Here is a 16800-nt window from a genome sequence, read left to right as displayed (position 1 = left end):
GTACTCCTTCGTCCTGGGTTGTCAGATATCATACAAGTTGCGGCTCGCCCGTCAAGGGCAGCCAGTAGCATCCCGGGCATGACCGTCCCGATCGAGGCCCGTCGCCACCTGCTCGAGGATCTGATCGAGCACTGCCGGATCGTCGACGTCGACATCGCGACGATGTTCGGCTCCCCCGCGATCCGCTTCCACGGGAAGATCGTGTGCTTCCTCAGCCACGACGCCCGGCTCATCGTGAAGCTGACGCGGCAGGACACTCTCGACCTGATCGCGGAGGGCCTCGCCGAGCCCGTCGTGATGGGCACCCGGACGCTCAAGGAGTGGGTGACGGTGCCGCGCCTCGACGACGACCGCGCAGCGATCGAGCTGTGGGGTCCACATGTCGTGACAGCGCTCGGCTACGCGCGGGCGAACGCCTCCTAGTCGCGCGGCGGCGGCAGCACGTAGCGGCGGAGGTCCTCGGCCGTCTGCGCAATGTGGTCGGCCATCGCCGCGCGCGAGGCATCCGCGTCCCCCGATCGGATCGCGTCGAGCACGGCGCGGTGCTTGACCAGTGCGTTCTCCTGGATCCGCACCAGCGCCGACGTCTGCTCGCGCTTCGCCCGCATGACCTTGGCGAGCGGGGCAAAGACCGCGGCGACGAACACATTGCCGGTCGCGGCGAGGATCACGTCGTGGAAGGCGATGTCGGCGGCCACGAAGCCCGCCAGGTCGCCCTCGTCGTGTGCGGCGCGCATCCGCTCGAGCTCCGCCTCCATCCGCTCGAGGTCGGCCTCGGAGCGGCGGACGGCGGCGAGGGCGGACGCGCCGGTCTCGATCATCTCGCGCACCTCGATCAGGTGCAGTGACGCCGCCGCCGAGTCGACACCGGAGGCTGTGGCCCGGAGGATCGGCTCGAGGTCGGTCCAGCGCTCGACGGGATTCACGGCCCCCCGCTTGCCCCGCCGCGCGTCGATCACATTGAGACCCTGCAGACGCCCGAGCGCCTCGCGCATCGTCGCGCGGCTCACGTCGTGAGAGAGCGCCAGCTCGGCCTCGCTCGGCAGCTCGGAGCCGATCGGGATGCGGCCCGCCACGATGTCGTCGAGCAGTGCGTCGGCGACGGTCGAGACGAGCGAGGGACGCGGCACCGGTCCTCCTCTGCTGTCGGCGGACGGGCGACCGCGCACAGCCAGGCTACCGGCGGCGTGGTGAACCGAATGGTGCAGACGGACCAGAATGGAGGCGCTCGGCCGCCGTCGCCCGTCGCGTCCCCCACCCCCTCTGATCGGAGACCCGTGCCCGCCGTTCCCGTCTTCCTCGATTGCGACACCGGCATCGACGACTCGCTCGCCCTCGCCTACCTCCTGCGCTCCCCGCTCGCCGACCTCGTCGGCATCAGCACCGTGAGCGGCAACACCGACGCGCGCCAGGCCGCGGTGAACAGCCTCGGCCTGCTCGCGCTCGCCGGCCGCACCGACATCCCCGTCGCGATCGGGGCGCACGACTTCCTCGAGGAGGCGTACGCCGGCGGTGCCCCCTACGTGCACGGCGACAACGGCATCGGAGACGTCGACCTGCCCGTCGGCGCCGAGCCGGTCGACGAGGACCCGGCCGATCTCCTCCTCCGCCTCGCCCGCGAGCACGCCGGCGAGCTGCGCCTCGTCGCGATCGGCCCGCTGACGAACATCGCGCTGGCGCTCCGCAAGCACCCCGAGCTGCCGTCGCTGCTGCACTCGGTCACGGTGATGGGCGGGGCGGCGCTCGTGCCCGGCAACATCAGCGCGGTGGCGGAGGCGAACATCTGGCACGACCCCGCAGCGGCCGCCGAGGTGGTCGCCGCCGACTGGGATCTGACCCTCGTCCCGCTCGACGTGACCATGCGGCACCTGATGACGGAGGAGCACCGCGCGGTGCTGCTCGCCTCTGCCGACCCGCTCGCCGCGACGATCGGCCGCGCGCTCGATTTCTACTTCGACTTCTACGTGGGCCACTTCGGCGTCCGGACCGCAGCCCTGCACGACCCGATGGCCGCCGCGATCGCCGTCGAGGCGCTGAGCCTCGCCTCCGCCCCGCGCGTCCCGGTCGAGGTCGACGCGACCACCGGACCCGGCCGCGGCCAGACCCTGCCCGACCTCCGCGGCATCTACCGCGACGTGCACCCCGAGGGCTCCCGCACCCGCTACGTGCTCGCGCTCGACGCCCCCTTCGCCCCCCACCTGATCGACGTGATCAGGGGCGGCGCCGCCGTGCCCGCCGAGTAGCAGGTCGCGGACAGCAGACCCGCCGGATCATCGGCGGGCGATCGATCCGGCGCGAACGGCTCCCTGAAGCGAGTCGGACGCGCCATCCGTGACGGATCGAACACCGCAGGCGCGTGCGGTTCTCGAAAGCGCACCCCCTGAATCGGCGGGTCCTGGTGGGGTCGATCGCAAGGCGGAGGCGTCGGCCGTAGCGACGCTACGGTCGTCGCCGACAACGCCGCGAGCGGCCCCGCCAGGGCCCGCCGATCACATGCCGGTGTCGAGGCCGGAGTAGGCGTGGAGCCCCTTGAAGAAGACGTTCACGACGCCGAAGTTGAACATGACGGCTGCGAAGCCGATGATCGCGAGCCAGGCCGAGGGGGTGCCGCGCCAGCCGCGGGTCGCGCGGGCGTGGATGTAGCCGGCGTAGATGGTCCAGATGATGAACGTCCAGACCTCCTTGGTGTCCCAGCCCCAGTAGCGGCCCCAGGCCTTCTCGGCCCAGACCGCGCCCGCGATGAGCGTGAAGGTCCAGAGGATGAAGCCGATGATCGTGACGCGGTAGGCGAGGTTCTCGAGCGTGAGCGCGCTGGGCAGCGTGCGCAGGAACCGCAGGAGCGAGCGCGGCGACTCGCCCTCCGCCTCCCTCCGCGACTGGAGGAGCTGGGTGACCGACAGCGCGAAGCCGAGGGCGAAGAACGCCGTGCCGAGGATGGCGACGAGCACGTGGATCACGAGCCAGTACGACTGCAGTGCCGGTGGCAGTGGCACGACGTCCACGTAGTAGTTGACGGTCGCGACTCCGAGCAGCACCAGGACGAGGCCGGTGATGAACGCGCCGAGGAAGCGCAGGTCCCAGCGCAGCTGCACGCCGAGGAACACGCCGATGATGATGAGGGTGCCCGTGATCGAGAACTCGTACATGTTGGCCCACGGCACGCGGCCGGCCGCGACTCCGCGGAGCACGGTCGCACCGAGGTGCAGCACGAAGGCGAGCAGGGTGAGCGAGAAGCCGATGCGCATCGCCTTCGAGCGGGCCGGCGCGTTGTAGACCTCGTCCTCGACGCGGCTGCCCAGGCGCGAGAGGGTCGCGGTCGTGCGACCCGAACCTGCGGCCACCGTCGCCCTGCCGCTCGCCGCACGGTCGGCGGCGGCCGCCGACGCGAGGCGCTCCGCCTCCTGCACGACCTCGATCGACTCGCCGTCGGCGACCGAGGCGCGGCGGGCGAGGTCGACCGCGAAGAAGATGAACGCCAGCGCATAGATGCCCATGGCGGAGTAGAGGCACAGCACGGAGTACTGCGAAAGGGTCTCGATCACTCCTTCAGGGTAATCGCTGCGGCCCGAGCCCGCCCCTGCGCGAACGCACAGGTTAGGGCGTCCTTCCTCCTCTGCGGTGCGGTCGGGGCGCGGTGGCCCGGGAGGCAGCGCTCAGGGCACGCCGTCAGGAGGCGTCGAGCGGCGCGTGCCGGTCGGCGACCTCGCGCACCGCGCGGACCAGCTGCGGATCCTCACCGCGGGCCAGGCCCGCGTACTCGAGCGTCAGAGCGCCGTCCGATCCCGTCGTCGCCTTCACCCACACGCGCCGGCGCGGCACGAACAGCGACGTCAGCAGCCCCGCGAGCACCAGGATCGCGAACAGCAGCACCCAGCCCTGCGTGGCGTCGTGGTGGATGTCGAACGAGGCGAACCGCTTGACGCTGTCGGTCCCGACGACGGAGGGGTCGGCTCCGACGTTCTCGAACGTCACCGTCCCGAGTCCGTTCGGGAGGTCGGCCGTCTGCCCGGGCTTGAGCGCGATCGAGGCGACCCCGGTCGTGCCACCGGTGAGCCGGGTGAGCTTGTCGACGTTGAGCACGTAGACGGAGGTGGGGACGCCGGCGTCGAGGCCGAGGTCGCCCGAGAAGACGTTCAGCGAGAGCACGGGGTACTGCAGGTCGGGGAAGACCGAGGTCGAGGCGCCCGAGGCGAGCTCGTCCTGCGTCGGGTAGAAGAACCCCGTCATGCCGATCTGCTCCGCGAGACCGTCGGGCACCTTCACGACGCCGACCGAGGTCAGGTTCGCGTCCTGCGGGAGGAACGGCACCGCATCCGTGAAGATCGCCGTCCCCGACGGATCGCGCACCGTGATCGTCGGCGCGTAGCCGTTGCCGAGCAGATAGACGTTGGTGCCGCCGATCGCGAGCGGCTCGTTGACCTTGATCGTGCGGTCCTCGGTGCCGCCTCCGCGCTCGGTGGTGGTCACGTTCGCGGTGAAGTCGACGGGCTGCCCCAGCGCCTTCTGGTTCTGCTCCTCGTACTTCACGTCGAGGCTGTCGAGCGTCAGCTGATACGGGTCGAGCTGGCTGCTGTCGAAGAAGCGGCCCGGGTTGAACGAGTCGTAGGCGGCGAGGTTGTTCGCGAAGCCCTGCCCGCCCTCGACGAGCACGCGCTGGCCGCTGTAGCCGAATCCGCCGCCGACTCCGACCGCGACGAGGATCCCGACCAGCGCGGAGTGGAACACGAGGTTGCCGGTCTCGCGGAGGTAGCCGCGCTCGGCCGACACGCTCGTCCAGCGCCCGCGGGGGTCGTCGTACCGCTCGACGCGGTAGCCCGCGCGACGCAGCACGGCGTGGGCGGAGTCGATCGCCTCGGCCTCGCTCGCGCCGCCGACCTCGCGCACGGTGTACCCGGCGAGACGCTGCAGGCGCGCGGGGGTGCGCGGCGGCCGCGAGCGCATGGCCTCGAAGTGGTGCTTCGTGCGCGGGATGATGCAGCCGATCAGCGAGATGAACAGCAGCAGGTAGATGCTCGAGAACCAGGCCGAGGTGTAGGTGTCGAACGCCTGCACCTTGTCGAGCAGCGGCGCCAGATCGGGGTTGTCGACGAAGTACTGGGTGACGCCGTTCGGGTCGGAGGAGCGCTGCGGCACGAGCGAGCCGGGCACCGCCGCGATCGCCAGCAGTAGCAGGAGGAACAGCGCCGTGCGCATGCTCGTGAGCTGCCGCCACATCCAGCGCAGCCAGCCGGTGAGGCCCAGCTTGGGCTGCGTGATCGCGTCGGCGTCGGAGTCGAAGTGGTCGGCGGGGCGGAAGGTCGCGTCGGCACGCTTCTGCGCGGCGTCGCCGTCGACCGACGTGCCGGGGTCGGATCGCGCCCCGGGCTCAGATCGCGGGCTGGAAGCCATTGATCACCCCTGCGAGGGATCCGTAGACGAGGGTGTTCCAGATCCCGGTCACCATGAGCACTCCGATCAGGACGAGGGCGACGCCTCCGGCGATGTTGATCGCGCGGATGTGCCGCTTCACGACGGCGAGGGCGGTGGTGACCCAGCTGAAGCCGAACGCCACGAGCAGGAACGGCAGCCCGAGGCCGAGGCAGTACATCAGCGCGAGGAGAGCGCCCCGCCACGGTGAGCCGGCTCCGAGCCCCAGCGCGAGGATCGAGCTGAGCGTCGGGCCGAGGCACGGCGTCCAGCCGATGCCGAAGACGATTCCCAGCAGCGGCGCTCCGATGAGCCCGGTCGCGGGACGGATGCTCGGGCGCAGCGTCCGCTGGAGGAACGAGAACTGCCCGATGAAGACGAGCCCCATCGCGATGACGACCACGCCGAGCACGCGCGTGATGACGTCGCTGTAGCGCTGCATCCAGAAGCCGATCGAGCCGGCCGCGGTCCCGTAGAGCACGAACACGAGTGAGAAGCCGAGTACGAAGAGCAGCACGCCGAGCACCACCCGGCGGCGGCCACGCGCCGCGCGCTCGTCGGCGTCGGTGAAGCCGCCCACGTAGGCGAGGTAGCCGGGCACGAGCGGGAGCACGCACGGCGACGCGAACGACACCAGTCCGGCGAGGAGCGCGATCGGCACCGCGAGGAGCAGCTGTCCGCTGATGACGATGTCGCCCACGCGGCTACTCCGGTTCCGCGAGCGTGTCGCCCACGAGCGTCGAGAGGATCGACGCCTCCTGGATCTGGCCGAGGATGCGCGAGGCGACGCGCCCCTCCTTGTCGAGGACGAGGGTGGTCGGAACCGCGTTCGGCGGCACCTTGCCCGAGAAGGCGAGCTGGGTGGATCCGTCGACGTCGACGATCGAGGGGTAGGTGAGCTCGTAGGTCTCGGCGAAGGCGGCCGCGGTCGGCGCCTGGTCGCGCACGTTGACGCCGACGAACGAGACGTCCTGGCCGGCGAACTCCGTGTTCACCGACTCGAGGTCCGCCGCCTCGGCACGGCACGGGGCGCAGCTGGCATACCAGAAGTTGACGACCACGACGCGGCCGGCGAGGTCGGCGGAGTCGATGCTCTCGCCGTTCTCGTCGGTCCCGGAGAAGACGATCGGCTCGTCGCGATCGGCCGAGGCGATCTCGGTGACGGTCCCGTCTCCGGAGATGTAGCCCTTGTTGTCGCCGACTCGGTACTGCGTCGCGAGCTTGTCCTCGGTGCAGCCCGAGAGCACGAGAGCGGCCGCGAGAGCCAGCACTGCCGCCGCGCGGAGCCGCGCCATCAGACGGCTCCGACGTCGGTCGCGAGACCCTGGAGCCCGCCCGCGGGGTCGGAGTAGCCGACCTCGACGAAGCGGTCGCCGCTGCGCTCGAACGTGGTGATGCTCGAGAGCGCGCAACGGCGCTTGCGGGGGTCGTGGAAGAGCCGCTCGCCGGCGATGGCGCGGTGGGCTGTCCAGATCGGGAGCTGGTGGCTGACGAGGGCGACGTCACCCTCGACGGTCGACTCCCAGGCCGACTCCATCGCGGCGTACATCCGCGCCGAGATCGAGAGGTAGGGCTCACCCCAGCTGGGCTCGAAGGGGTTGCGGAGCCACGGCCAGCTGCGCGGGTTCCGCAGCGCCGAGGCGCGCGCCTCCATGCGCTTGCCCTCGAAGCGGTTGGAGGGCTCGATGATCCGCTCGTCGATGCCCACCTCGAGCTCGAACGCCTGCGAGATCGGCTGCGCCGACTCCCGCGTGCGCTGCAGCGGGGAGGCGATCAGCGCGGTCACGTGTCGACGCCGCTCGAGCAGGTCGTCGGCCGCCGCGCGGGCCATCCGGTGGCCGAGCTCGGAGAGCCGGAAGTTCGGGAGTCGCCCGTAGAGGACCCGGTCGGGGTTGAACACCTCGCCGTGCCGCACGAGATGGATCTGATCGGCAACCACGAGCGTCAAGTGTACGGAACGCGGCGTGGGCGAACGCCGGGAAAGGGACGCCTGAGCCGGAGCCGCACTCAGGGTCGGCGACGCGCCCGGTGGCGCGGTCAGCGCCTCGCGAGGACCGCCGACGAGATGCGGCGGACCAGCGCGTCGGGCAGGTGCCTCGCGACCGCGACCGGCACCCCGAACCGCCACGACGGCACCGACACCACGCTGCCTCGCGCGACGTCGCGGAGGAACTCCTCGACCACCTCATCGGCGTCGAGCCACAGCGCCTCCGGAATGGAGGAGGTGTCCATCGCCGCGCGCTCGTGGAACTCGGTGCGCACCCATCCGGGACAGAGCGCCGCCGCCCGGACGCCCGTGCCGCGCAGCTCGACGGCCAGCGACTGCGTGAACGCCGTCGCCCAGGCCTTCACCGCCGAGTAGGGGCCGAGGTGCACGAAGCCGGCGACGCTCGACACGGTGAGGATCGCGCCCTGCCCACGCGCGGTCATCGCCTCCGCCGCCGCTCCCGAGAGCACCGCGACGGAGCGGACCATCACCTCGAACGCCTCGTCCTGCGCCTCCATGTCGGGCTCGGAGAAGCTGCCGTCGATGCCGAAGCCGGCGTTGTTGACGAGGACCCGGATCGGGTTCTCACGGTCGGCCACCCGAGCGCGCACCCGCTCGACGTGCTCGCGATCACTGAGGTCGGCCGCGAGGACCTCGACGTGGGGAGCGCCGAGCGCCTCGAAGGCGCGCGCCGCCTCCTGGAGCCGCTGCTCGCCGCGGGCGACCAGCACGAGGCTCCACCCCCTCTCGGCGAACGCGCGGGCGAAGGCGGCGCCGATGCCGCTGGACGCTCCGGTGATCAGTGCGGTGCTCATGCGGGGATGGTAGCTGGAGGACCGCTCCGCGAACCCTCGCGAGTAGACTCCCCTACCGTGACCGACGCGACCCGCCTCCCCCGAACCACCGTCAAGAAGCTCGCCGCCCTCGAAGACGGGCCGGTGCGCGTCTCCGGCTGGGTCGAGACCGTGCGCGATCAGAAGAAGGTGCAGTTCGTCGTCCTCCGCGACGAGTCGGGCGCCGTGCAGCTGGTGAACCCCGCGATCCGCGAGGCGGTCGAAGGCGATGACGCCTCCGCAGCCAGGCTCGCGATCACCGAGACCATCTCCGGCCTCGCGCAGGGCTCGTTCATCACGGTCACCGGCGCGCTCAAGCACGACGAGCGCGTCAAGCTCGGCGGCATCGAGGTCAAGCTCGAGACGCTCGAGATCGTGTCCGAGTCGATTCCGGAGGCTCCCATCGCCCCCGATTCCGGCATCGACAAGCGCATGGACTGGCGCTTCCTCGACCTGCGCCGCCCCGAGCAGAACCTGATCGCCCGCGTGCAGACCACGTTCGAGCACGCCCTGCGCACCTACTGGGTCGACAACGACTTCATCGAGATCCACACCCCGAAGCTGATGGCGAGCGCCTCGGAGTCGCGCGCCGAGCTCTTCGAGGTCGAGTACTTCGAGACCAAGGCCTACCTCGCGCAGAGCCCGCAGTTCTTCAAGCAGATGGCGCAGCCCGCGGGCTTCGGCAAGGTGTTCGAGGTCGGGCCCGCGTTCCGGGCCGACCCGAGCTTCACCTCGCGGCACGCGACCGAGTTCACGAGCGTCGACTCCGAGGTCTCGTGGATCGACTCGCACGAGGACGTCATGGAGCTGCACGAGCAGCTCATCGTCGCGGGGCTCACCGCCGTCGTCGCCAAGCACGGCGCCGAGGTGAAGGCGCTCTTCGACATCGATCTCACGGTGCCGACCACGCCGTTCCCGCGCATCCCGCTCGCCGAGGCCAAGCGCATCGTCGCCGAGCGCGGCTACGAGGTGCCGCGCGCCGACGACGACATGGACCCCGAGGGCGAGCGCCGCATCGCGGCGTACGTGCAGGAGGAGTTCGGTCACGACTTCGTGTTCCTGACCGACTACGCCTCGAGCATCCGGCCGTTCTACCACATGCGCCGCGAGGGCGACGGGACGATCACCAACAGCTACGACCTCATCTACAACGGAGTCGAGATCTCGACCGGCGCCCAGCGCGAGCACCGCATCGACGTCCTCGTCGAGCAGGCGCGCGAGAAGGGCCTCGACCCCGAGGAGCTCGGCTTCTACCTCGACTTCTTCCGCTACGGCGTGCCGCCGCACGGCGGCTTCGGCATGGGCCTGTCGCGCGTCATCATGCTGATGCTTCAGCAGGCCAACCTCCGCGAGGTCACCTACCTCTTCCGCGGTCCGACGCGCCTCCTGCCCTGATCCCCGTGCCGCCGGCACGATCGATCCGTCACGAACGGCTCCTCACACCGAGTCGGACGAGCCGTTCGTGACGGATCGGCCGGGTGGGACCTGCGGCGGCGCCGGCAGGATCACCAGGTCGAGGTAGTCGGCCAGGCACGCCACCATGTCGACCGCGTCGTGGTCGAGCAGCCACTGCAGCTGGATGCCGTCCCACAGAGCGATGATCGACGCTGCGACCCGCTCGGGGTCCGCGCCCTCGCGCAGCCGCCCCGCGTCGCGCAGTGCGAGCAGCTCCGAGGTGTACTCGGCGCGGAGCCTCCCGAAGCGTCGAGCGAAGAACTCGCGCCCCGGATGCTCGTCGGTCGTCGACTCGCCGCACAGCACCGCGTAGAGCTCGATCACTCCGGGCGCGGTCTCGTTGTAGCGGGTCTGGCGCAGGATCCCCGCGACGAGCCCTTCCTGGGGGTCGGGCGGCGACGAGCCGTCGCCCGTGATCAGGTCGCGGTGCTCGAGCACGGCGAGCAGCAGCTCGTTCTTCGTCGGGAAGTAGTGCAGCAGGCTGGTCTGGCTGAGGCCGACCCGGTCGGCGACGTCCTGCAGCGAGCCGCGGGCGTAGCCGCGTGCCGCGAAGACGGCGTGCGCCGCCGCGATGATGCTGCGCCTCCGCTCGGCCGACTTGGCGTACGGGCCGCGGCGCGCACTCCGCGTGGGGACCGCCTCCGTCATCGCTGCTCCTCGCGCCCCGGGAGGCCGTCTACCCCTCGGACCGCTCAGCGTAGCGCGCGTTCCACGCCTCGGGACGCGGTCGCCAAACGAATTTCGAGTGGCTACTCGACTTTGTGATAGCGTCCGAAGCATCCGCGGCGCAGCGTCGCGGAACTCCACCACGATGAAGTGAGGGACAGTGACACCGTTCACACGGAGACAGCTCATCGCCGCCGGACTCGGCACCGCGGCACTCGGCGGGCTCACGGCCTGCGCCACCCCCGGCACCGTCTCGGTCAACACCGCGGCGGCGATCCCCGCCGCGAGCGGACCGATCCGCCTGCAGTACTGGGCGTGGCTCAAGGATCTGCAGAAGGTCTGCGACGTCTGGAACGCCTCGAACCCGAACGTGCAGGTCGACGCGGTCTGGATCCCCGGCGGCAACGCCGGCGGGTACCAGAAGCTCTACTCGGCCCTCGCCGCCGGTGGCGGCCCCGACATCGGCCAGGTCGAGATGCGCTCGCTGCCCGAGTTCATGCTCGTCAACGGACTCGTCGACCTCAACCGCTACGGTGCCGAGCAGTACGCCGACCGGTACGACCCCACGCTCTGGGGCCAGGTCAGCTACACCGGAGGCGTCTACGGGATCCCGCAGGACAGCGGCCCCATGGCGTTCTTCTACCAGCCCGAGATCCTCGACAAGGTCGGCGCGGCCGCCCCCGCGACCTGGGACGAGTGGGCCGCGGTCGCCACCGAGCTGCGCGGCGTCGACTCCTACATCGACTGCTTCCCGCTCGCCGACGCCTCCGTCTTCGCCGCCTTCGCGACGCAGGCCGGGGCGCAGTGGCTGAAGGCGGAGGACGACGGCTGGGTCATCGACATGACCGACGACGCGACGACGCAGGTCGCGCAGTTCTTCGACACCGCCATCGACCAGGACCTCGTGCAGACCGGCTACGGCGCCTACTCCCCCGCCTGGTTCGCGGCGGCCGCGAGCGGTGGGATCGCCTCGTGCACCACCGGCAGCTGGGGCGACGCCCTCATCCAGGGTGTCAGCGGCGGCTCGGGCAAGTGGAAGGTGGCGCCGATGCCGACCTGGGGCGACACGGGCTTCGGCTCGAGCTTCCTCGGCGGGTCGACCGCGGCGGTCTTCGCGAGCAGCAAGCACCCGCAGGAGGCTCTCGAGTTCGCCGTCTGGATGACCACCTCGCAGGAGGGCATCGACGCGATGATCGCCAACAGCGGCATCGGCTGGTCGCCCGCCGTCGGCGAGATCGGCACCACCCGGCAGGAGCCGAGCGAGTTCTTCAGCGGCGAGAACTACAACGAGGACGTCATGGTGCCCGCCTCGAAGGAGCAGAACCCCGACTGGTCGTGGTGGCCCGTCACCCAGCAGTCGTTCAACATCCTCAGCGACGGCTTCCGCAAGAAGGCGTCCGGCACGTCGCTCGTCGACGCGGTCGCCGAGGCCGAGAACCAGATCATCACGGTCTTCGAGAACAAGGGCCTCAGCATCAGGAAGGCATCGGCATGACGACCACGACGTCCCCCGCAGCCGCCGCCGTCGCGGCCACCTCGGGCAGACCGACCACGCGCAGTCGCGCCGTCGGCCGCGCTCCGTGGATCCTCCTGGCGCCCTTCCTGGCGCTCTTCGTCCTCACCTTCATCATCCCGATCGTCGTCGCGATCGGCTCGAGCTTCACCAAGGTGACCCGCTCGGGCCTGTTCGGCGAGGCCGGAGTGACGAGCGGGTTCGCGGGCTTCGACAACTACGCGCAGGCCCTCGCCGACGGCAACTTCATCGCCTCCATCGGCCGGATGTTCCTCTTCGGCATCGTCCAGGTGCCGATCATGATCGCGCTCTGCACGGTGCTCGCGCTGATGCTCGAGTCGGCCTCCGCCCGGATGCCCGGCTTCTTCCGCGCGGCGTACTTCCTGCCCTACGGGGTCCCCGGAGTCATCGCCACGATCCTCTGGTCGTTCCTCTACGTGCCGGGGCTGAGCCCGATCATCGACGCGGCGAACGTCGTCGGGCTCGAGCCCGACTTCCTCGGAGCGAACTCGGTGCTGTGGTCGATCGCGAACATCTCGCTCTGGAGCTACACCGGCTACAACATGCTGATCATCGTCGCCCAGCTGAAGGCGATCCCGGTCGAGCTCTACGAGGCCGCGAAGGTCGACGGAGCCTCCACCTGGCGCGTCGCGCGCAGCATCCAGCTGCCGCTCATCCGCCCCGCCCTCGTGCTCACGACGATCTTCTCGATCATCGGCACGCTGCAGCTCTTCGCCGAGGCGCAGGTGCTCAAGACCGTGGCTCCCGCGATCGACAGCCAGTACACGCCCAACCTCAGCGCCTATACGACCGCCTTCGCCTACAACGACTACAACGTCGCCGCCGCGCAGGCCGTCCTGATCGCGCTGGTCGCGTTCATCCTCTCGTTCACGTTCCTCTCGATCTCGAACAGGAAGTCCTCATGAGCACGGTCGAGCGCACCGAGCAGCCCACGACGACGACCGGAGTGGTCACCGCCGACCGCCCCGTGCGTCCCGCCCGCGGCCCCGACCGATCGGCGGGCCGCAACCGCGCCTCGACGATCATCGTCACCGCGATCCTCGTCATCGTCGCCGTCTACTTCCTGGTCCCCGTCTACTGGGTCGTCGTCGCGGCGACCAAGACCACCGAGGACCTCTTCGCCACCTACGGCTTCTGGTTCGCGCCGACCTTCGCGCTCTGGGACAACCTCCGCCAGGTGCTGACCTACGACGGCGGCATCTTCGTCCGCTGGTTCCTCAACTCGGTGCTCTACGCCGGAGTCGGCGCACTGCTCGCGACGTACCTCGCGGCGGCGGGCGGCTACGCGTTGGCGAAGTACGAGTTCAAGGGCAGCAAGCTCGTCTTCGGCACCATCCTCGCGGGCGTCCTGGTCCCGGGGACCGCGACGGCGCTGCCCCTGTTCCTCCTCTTCAGCCAGATGGGGATCGCGAACACCTACTGGAGCGTGCTGATCCCCTCGCTGGTCTCTCCGTTCGGCCTCTTCCTCTGCCGCATCTACGCGCAGGCGACGGTCGACACGGCGATCATCGAGGCGGCTCGGATCGACGGCGCGAGCGAGTTGCGCATCTTCCACACGCTGGGCCTGCGCATCCTGACCCCGGCGCTGGTGACCGTGTTCCTCTTCCAGCTCGTCGGGATCTGGAACAACTACTTCCTGCCGCTCGTGATGCTCTCGGACACGAACCTGTTCCCCATCACACTCGGTCTCAACAACTGGCTCAGTCAGGTCGATCGCCTGCCCGAGTTCTACGAGCTGACGACCGGCGGCGTGCTGCTGTCGATCATCCCGCTCGCCATCGCCATGATCGTGCTGCAGCGCTTCTGGCGCGGCGGCCTGACGGAAGGCTCCGTGAAGTGACGACTCCCCCGACGACCGCCCACTACCTCACCGATACCGGTCCCGGATCCGGCCTCCGCCGGCCCGCCCGGTCGTGGCTGCACACCGATGCTCCTGCGCTCACCCTCGACGGGGAGTGGCGCTTCCGCCTGCTCCCCGCCGCTCCGGGGACGCTCGGGGGTCTCGGCGTGCTGCCCGACGGCGAGGGAGTGGACGACGTCGGGGGCGAGTCCTTCGACGACTCCGGTTGGGAGCTGCTGACGGTCCCCGCGCACTGGGTCCTCGAGGGCGACGGCCGATACGGCCGCCCCGCCTACACGAACGTGCAGTTCCCCTTCGCGACCGAGCCGCCGTTCGTCCCCGATGAGAATCCGACCGGCGACTACCGGCGCTCGTTCCAGGTGCCGGAGTCGTGGAGCGACGCCGCCGCGATCGTCCTGCGGTTCGACGGGGTCGAGTCGCGCTACCGGGTCTGGGTCAACGGCGTCGAGATCGGCATCGGCTCCGGCAGCCGTCTCGCGCAGGAGTTCGATGTGACCGGGGCGGTGCGGCCGGGCGAGAACCTGGTCGTCGTCCGGGTGCATCAGTGGTCGGCGTCGAGCTACGTCGAGGATCAGGACCAGTGGTGGCTGCCGGGGATCTTCCGCTCGGTGCACCTGCTCGCGCGTCCCACCGGCGGGATCGAGGACGCCTGGGTGCGCGCCTCCTACTCGGAGGGCGCCGGCCGGCTCGAGACCGAGATCAGGGCCGAGGCGGAGGCGTTCCCCGTCACGCTGCGCGTCCCCGAGCTCGGCATCGAGACGGTCTGGGCCACGGCCGACGACGTCACTCCGATCGAGGTGCCCGCCGTCGAGCCGTGGTCGGCGGAGGTGCCGCGTCTGTACGACGCCGAGCTCGCCTCCGCGGGCGAGACCGTCTCGCTCCGTCTGGGCTTCCGCACGGTCGAGATCCGCGGCGACCGGTTCCTCGTGAACGGCTCCCGAGTCGTCTTCCACGGCGTCAACCGCCACGAGACGCACCCCGACCGCGGTCGCGTCTTCGACGAGGACTTCGCCCGCGCCGACCTCGCGATGATGAAGCGGTTCAACGTCAACGCGATCCGCACCAGCCACTACCCGCCGCACCCGCGCCTGCTCGACCTCGCCGACGAGCTGGGCTTCTGGGTGATCCTCGAGTGCGACCTCGAGACCCACGGCTTCGCGCGCTACGACTGGGCGGGCAACCCGAGCGACGACCCCGCCTGGCGCGAAGCGTACCTCGACCGGGTCGAGCGCACGCTCGAGCGCGACAAGAACCACCCGAGCATCGTGATCTGGTCGCTCGGCAACGAGGCCGGCACGGGATCGAACCTCGCCGCGATGTCGGCCTGGGTGCACGGCCGCGATCCCGAGCGCCCCGTGCACTACGAGGGCGACTACACCGGTGCCTACACCGACGTGTACTCGCGGATGTACTCCTCGATCCCCGAGACCGAGCGGATCGGCCGCGACGACTCGCGCTCGATCCTCCTGGGCTGCACCGCGGGCGAGTCGGCGCGTCAGCGCACCAAGCCGTTCCTGCTCTGCGAGTACGTCCACGCGATGGGCAACGGCCCGGGCGCGATCGACCAGTACGAGGACCTCGTCGACCGCTACCCGCGCCTGCACGGCGGCTTCGTCTGGGAGTGGCGCGACCACGGCCTCCGCGCCACGACTGCCGATGGCGTCGAGTACTACGCGTACGGCGGCGACTTCGGCGAGGTCGTGCACGACGGCAACTTCGTGATGGACGGCATGGTGCTCTCGGACAGCACGCCGAGCCCCGGCCTCTTCGAGTGGAAGCAGATCGTCTCGCCGGTGCGCGTGAGCGTCGGCGAGGACGCCGTGCTCGTCGAGAACCGCCGGCACACCGCCTCCACCGCCGACCTGCGCTTCGCCTGGCGGCTCGAGCTCGACGGGCGCGTGACGGCGGAGGGGACCCTCGACGCCCCCGCGATCGCGGCGGGCGACTCCGCGCGGCTCGTGCCGCCTCCGCTCGACGTGCCGTCCGGAGGAGAGGCCTGGCTCACGGTCGACGTCGTTCTCGCGTCGGCGACCGCCTGGGCCGAGGAGGGGCACGTGCTCGCGACCGGGCAGCGCCGGCTCTCGGCTCCCGCGGCGACTCCCTACTGGGCGCGGTCGCGGCGCGGAGGAGCGCTCGACGGATCAGGCACGCTCGGCCCCGCCGCCTTCCGGCACGGGCGGCTCGTCTCGCTCGCCGGGCTCGCGGTCGACGGCCCGCGCGCCGAGCTGTGGCGAGCACCGACCGACAACGACGAGGGCGCCGGCTTCCCGGGCTACGTCGACGAGGACCCGTGGGCCGGCGACGGACGCGGCACGGTGGCGCCCTCCTCCGCCTCTCTCTGGCGGGAGGCCGGCCTCGACCGCCTGATCGGCCGCATCGAGGAGCTCGACACCTCCGACGGAGTCCGACGCCGCACCCGCTGGTCGGCCGCCGACCTCGACGCGGCACTGCTGGTCGAGGAGCGCTGGAGCACCGACGGCGACGCCGTCGTCCTGCGGGTCGACCTCGCGCCGACCCGCGGCTGGGGCTCCGTCTGGCCCCGGCTCGGCATCCGGCTCGACCTCCCGGCGTCCGTCGACGCGGCGGAGTGGTTCGGCACCGGCCCTCGCGAGTCGTACCCCGACAGCCTGCGCGCCGCCCGCGTCGGCCGCTTCTCGTCCGGCATCGACGAGCTCGCGACCACCTACGCGCGCCCGCAGGAGAACGGGCACCGGAGTGCGCTGCGCGAGCTGATCCTGCATTCCGGAGGCTCGCCGCGCCTCCGGATCGAAGCCGCCGCCGACCTGCACGGACGGCTCCCCGGCTTCACGCTCGCCCGCCACACCGCGCACGAGCTGACCGCCGCGGGTCATCCGCACGAGCTCCCGGAGTCGAGCCGCTCGGTCCTCACCATCGACGCGGCCCAGCACGGTCTCGGCTCGCGCGCCTGCGGTCCCGACGTGTGGCCCGACTTCCAGCTGCGCCCCGAGGCCCGCACGATCCTCCTGCGCTTCACCGCCCTCGGCTGACGCTCCGCGACGGAACGCCCGCGGGACATCATCGTCCCGCGGGCGTTCCG

At 70.8% G+C, this 16800-nt stretch carries 15 protein-coding genes; 7 read left to right on the top strand and 8 right to left on the bottom strand.

Annotated elements, in window-relative coordinates; translation table 11 throughout:
* The first annotated feature begins 78 nt into the window (after nt 1–78).
* Nucleotides 79–423: a hypothetical protein gene (locus ASG06_RS09610; protein ID WP_056041463.1), complete on the top strand. Its 345-nt coding sequence runs from the start codon at nt 79–81 to the stop codon at nt 421–423.
* Here ASG06_RS09610 and ASG06_RS09605 read toward each other — a convergent pair.
* The gene (locus tag ASG06_RS09605) at nt 420–1130 is read right to left on the bottom strand and encodes a FadR/GntR family transcriptional regulator (RefSeq protein ID WP_056041461.1); all 711 of its coding nucleotides are present in this window, start codon (nt 1128–1130) and stop codon (nt 420–422) included. The genes ASG06_RS09610 and ASG06_RS09605 overlap by 4 nt on opposite strands.
* Nucleotides 1131–1277: 147 nt before the next feature.
* On the opposite strand from ASG06_RS09605, the gene ASG06_RS09600 reads away from it, so the two are divergent.
* Nucleotides 1278–2243, top strand: a complete 966-nt coding sequence (locus ASG06_RS09600; RefSeq protein WP_056041459.1) for a nucleoside hydrolase — start codon at nt 1278–1280, stop codon at nt 2241–2243.
* A 246-nt stretch (nt 2244–2489) separates the two neighbouring features.
* On the opposite strand, the gene ccsB is transcribed toward ASG06_RS09600, so the two are convergent.
* The 6 genes from ccsB to ASG06_RS09570 all read right to left on the bottom strand — a co-directional run bounded on the left by ccsB (nt 2490) and on the right by ASG06_RS09570 (nt 8208).
* Nucleotides 2490–3542, bottom strand: a complete 1053-nt coding sequence (ccsB, locus tag ASG06_RS09595) for a c-type cytochrome biogenesis protein CcsB (RefSeq protein WP_442965603.1) — start codon at nt 3540–3542, stop codon at nt 2490–2492.
* A 124-nt stretch (nt 3543–3666) separates the two neighbouring features.
* Nucleotides 3667–5388, bottom strand: coding sequence for a cytochrome c biogenesis protein ResB (gene resB, locus ASG06_RS09590; protein ID WP_082499106.1), 1722 nt, complete (start codon nt 5386–5388; stop codon nt 3667–3669).
* On the bottom strand, nt 5366–6106 hold the full coding sequence (locus ASG06_RS09585) for a cytochrome c biogenesis CcdA family protein (RefSeq protein WP_056041458.1): 741 nt from the start codon (nt 6104–6106) through the stop codon (nt 5366–5368). Before ASG06_RS09585 ends, resB begins: the two co-directional genes overlap by 23 nt.
* Before the next feature lie 4 nt (nt 6107–6110).
* Complete coding sequence (locus tag ASG06_RS09580) at nt 6111–6701, bottom strand: TlpA family protein disulfide reductase (protein WP_056041456.1); 591 nt, start codon at nt 6699–6701, stop codon at nt 6111–6113.
* Nucleotides 6701–7345: a histidine phosphatase family protein gene (locus ASG06_RS09575; protein ID WP_056041454.1), complete on the bottom strand. Its 645-nt coding sequence runs from the start codon at nt 7343–7345 to the stop codon at nt 6701–6703. The genes ASG06_RS09580 and ASG06_RS09575 overlap by 1 nt, the downstream gene beginning before the upstream one ends.
* A gap of 98 nt (nt 7346–7443) precedes the next feature.
* On the bottom strand, nt 7444–8208 hold the full coding sequence (locus ASG06_RS09570; RefSeq protein WP_056041452.1) for an SDR family NAD(P)-dependent oxidoreductase: 765 nt from the start codon (nt 8206–8208) through the stop codon (nt 7444–7446).
* 57 nt (nt 8209–8265) lie between these two features.
* On the opposite strand from ASG06_RS09570, the gene aspS reads away from it, so the two are divergent.
* On the top strand, nt 8266–9621 hold the full coding sequence (aspS, locus tag ASG06_RS09565) for an aspartate--tRNA(Asn) ligase (RefSeq protein WP_056041450.1): 1356 nt from the start codon (nt 8266–8268) through the stop codon (nt 9619–9621).
* A 42-nt stretch (nt 9622–9663) separates the two neighbouring features.
* Here aspS and ASG06_RS09560 read toward each other — a convergent pair whose 3' ends face one another.
* The gene (locus ASG06_RS09560) at nt 9664–10329 is read right to left on the bottom strand and encodes a TetR/AcrR family transcriptional regulator (protein WP_056041448.1); all 666 of its coding nucleotides are present in this window, start codon (nt 10327–10329) and stop codon (nt 9664–9666) included.
* 178 nt (nt 10330–10507) lie between these two features.
* Between ASG06_RS09560 and ASG06_RS09555 the strand changes: the two genes are divergently transcribed.
* Genes ASG06_RS09555 through ASG06_RS09540 form a run of 4 tightly spaced genes read left to right on the top strand, consistent with a single transcriptional unit; the run spans nt 10508 to nt 16750 of the window.
* Nucleotides 10508–11842, top strand: coding sequence for an ABC transporter substrate-binding protein (locus tag ASG06_RS09555; protein WP_056041446.1), 1335 nt, complete (start codon nt 10508–10510; stop codon nt 11840–11842).
* Nucleotides 11839–12786: a carbohydrate ABC transporter permease gene (locus ASG06_RS09550; RefSeq protein WP_056041443.1), complete on the top strand. Its 948-nt coding sequence runs from the start codon at nt 11839–11841 to the stop codon at nt 12784–12786. The genes ASG06_RS09555 and ASG06_RS09550 overlap by 4 nt, the downstream gene beginning before the upstream one ends.
* Nucleotides 12783–13721 (top strand): carbohydrate ABC transporter permease, encoded by a 939-nt coding sequence (locus ASG06_RS09545; RefSeq protein WP_056041441.1) that lies wholly within the window; start codon nt 12783–12785, stop codon nt 13719–13721. Before ASG06_RS09550 ends, ASG06_RS09545 begins: the two co-directional genes overlap by 4 nt.
* A complete protein-coding gene (locus ASG06_RS09540; RefSeq protein WP_056041439.1) occupies nt 13718–16750 on the top strand; it encodes a glycoside hydrolase family 2 TIM barrel-domain containing protein in 3033 nt (1010 codons plus the stop codon). Before ASG06_RS09545 ends, ASG06_RS09540 begins: the two co-directional genes overlap by 4 nt.
* Nucleotides 16751–16800 lie beyond the last annotated feature (50 nt).

Source organism: Rathayibacter sp. Leaf185, assembly GCF_001423885.1.
Classification (GTDB): Bacteria; Actinomycetota; Actinomycetes; order Actinomycetales; family Microbacteriaceae; genus Rathayibacter.
Note: the sequence above shows the minus strand (reverse complement) of the source record. Positions and strands in the feature narration are given on the sequence as shown.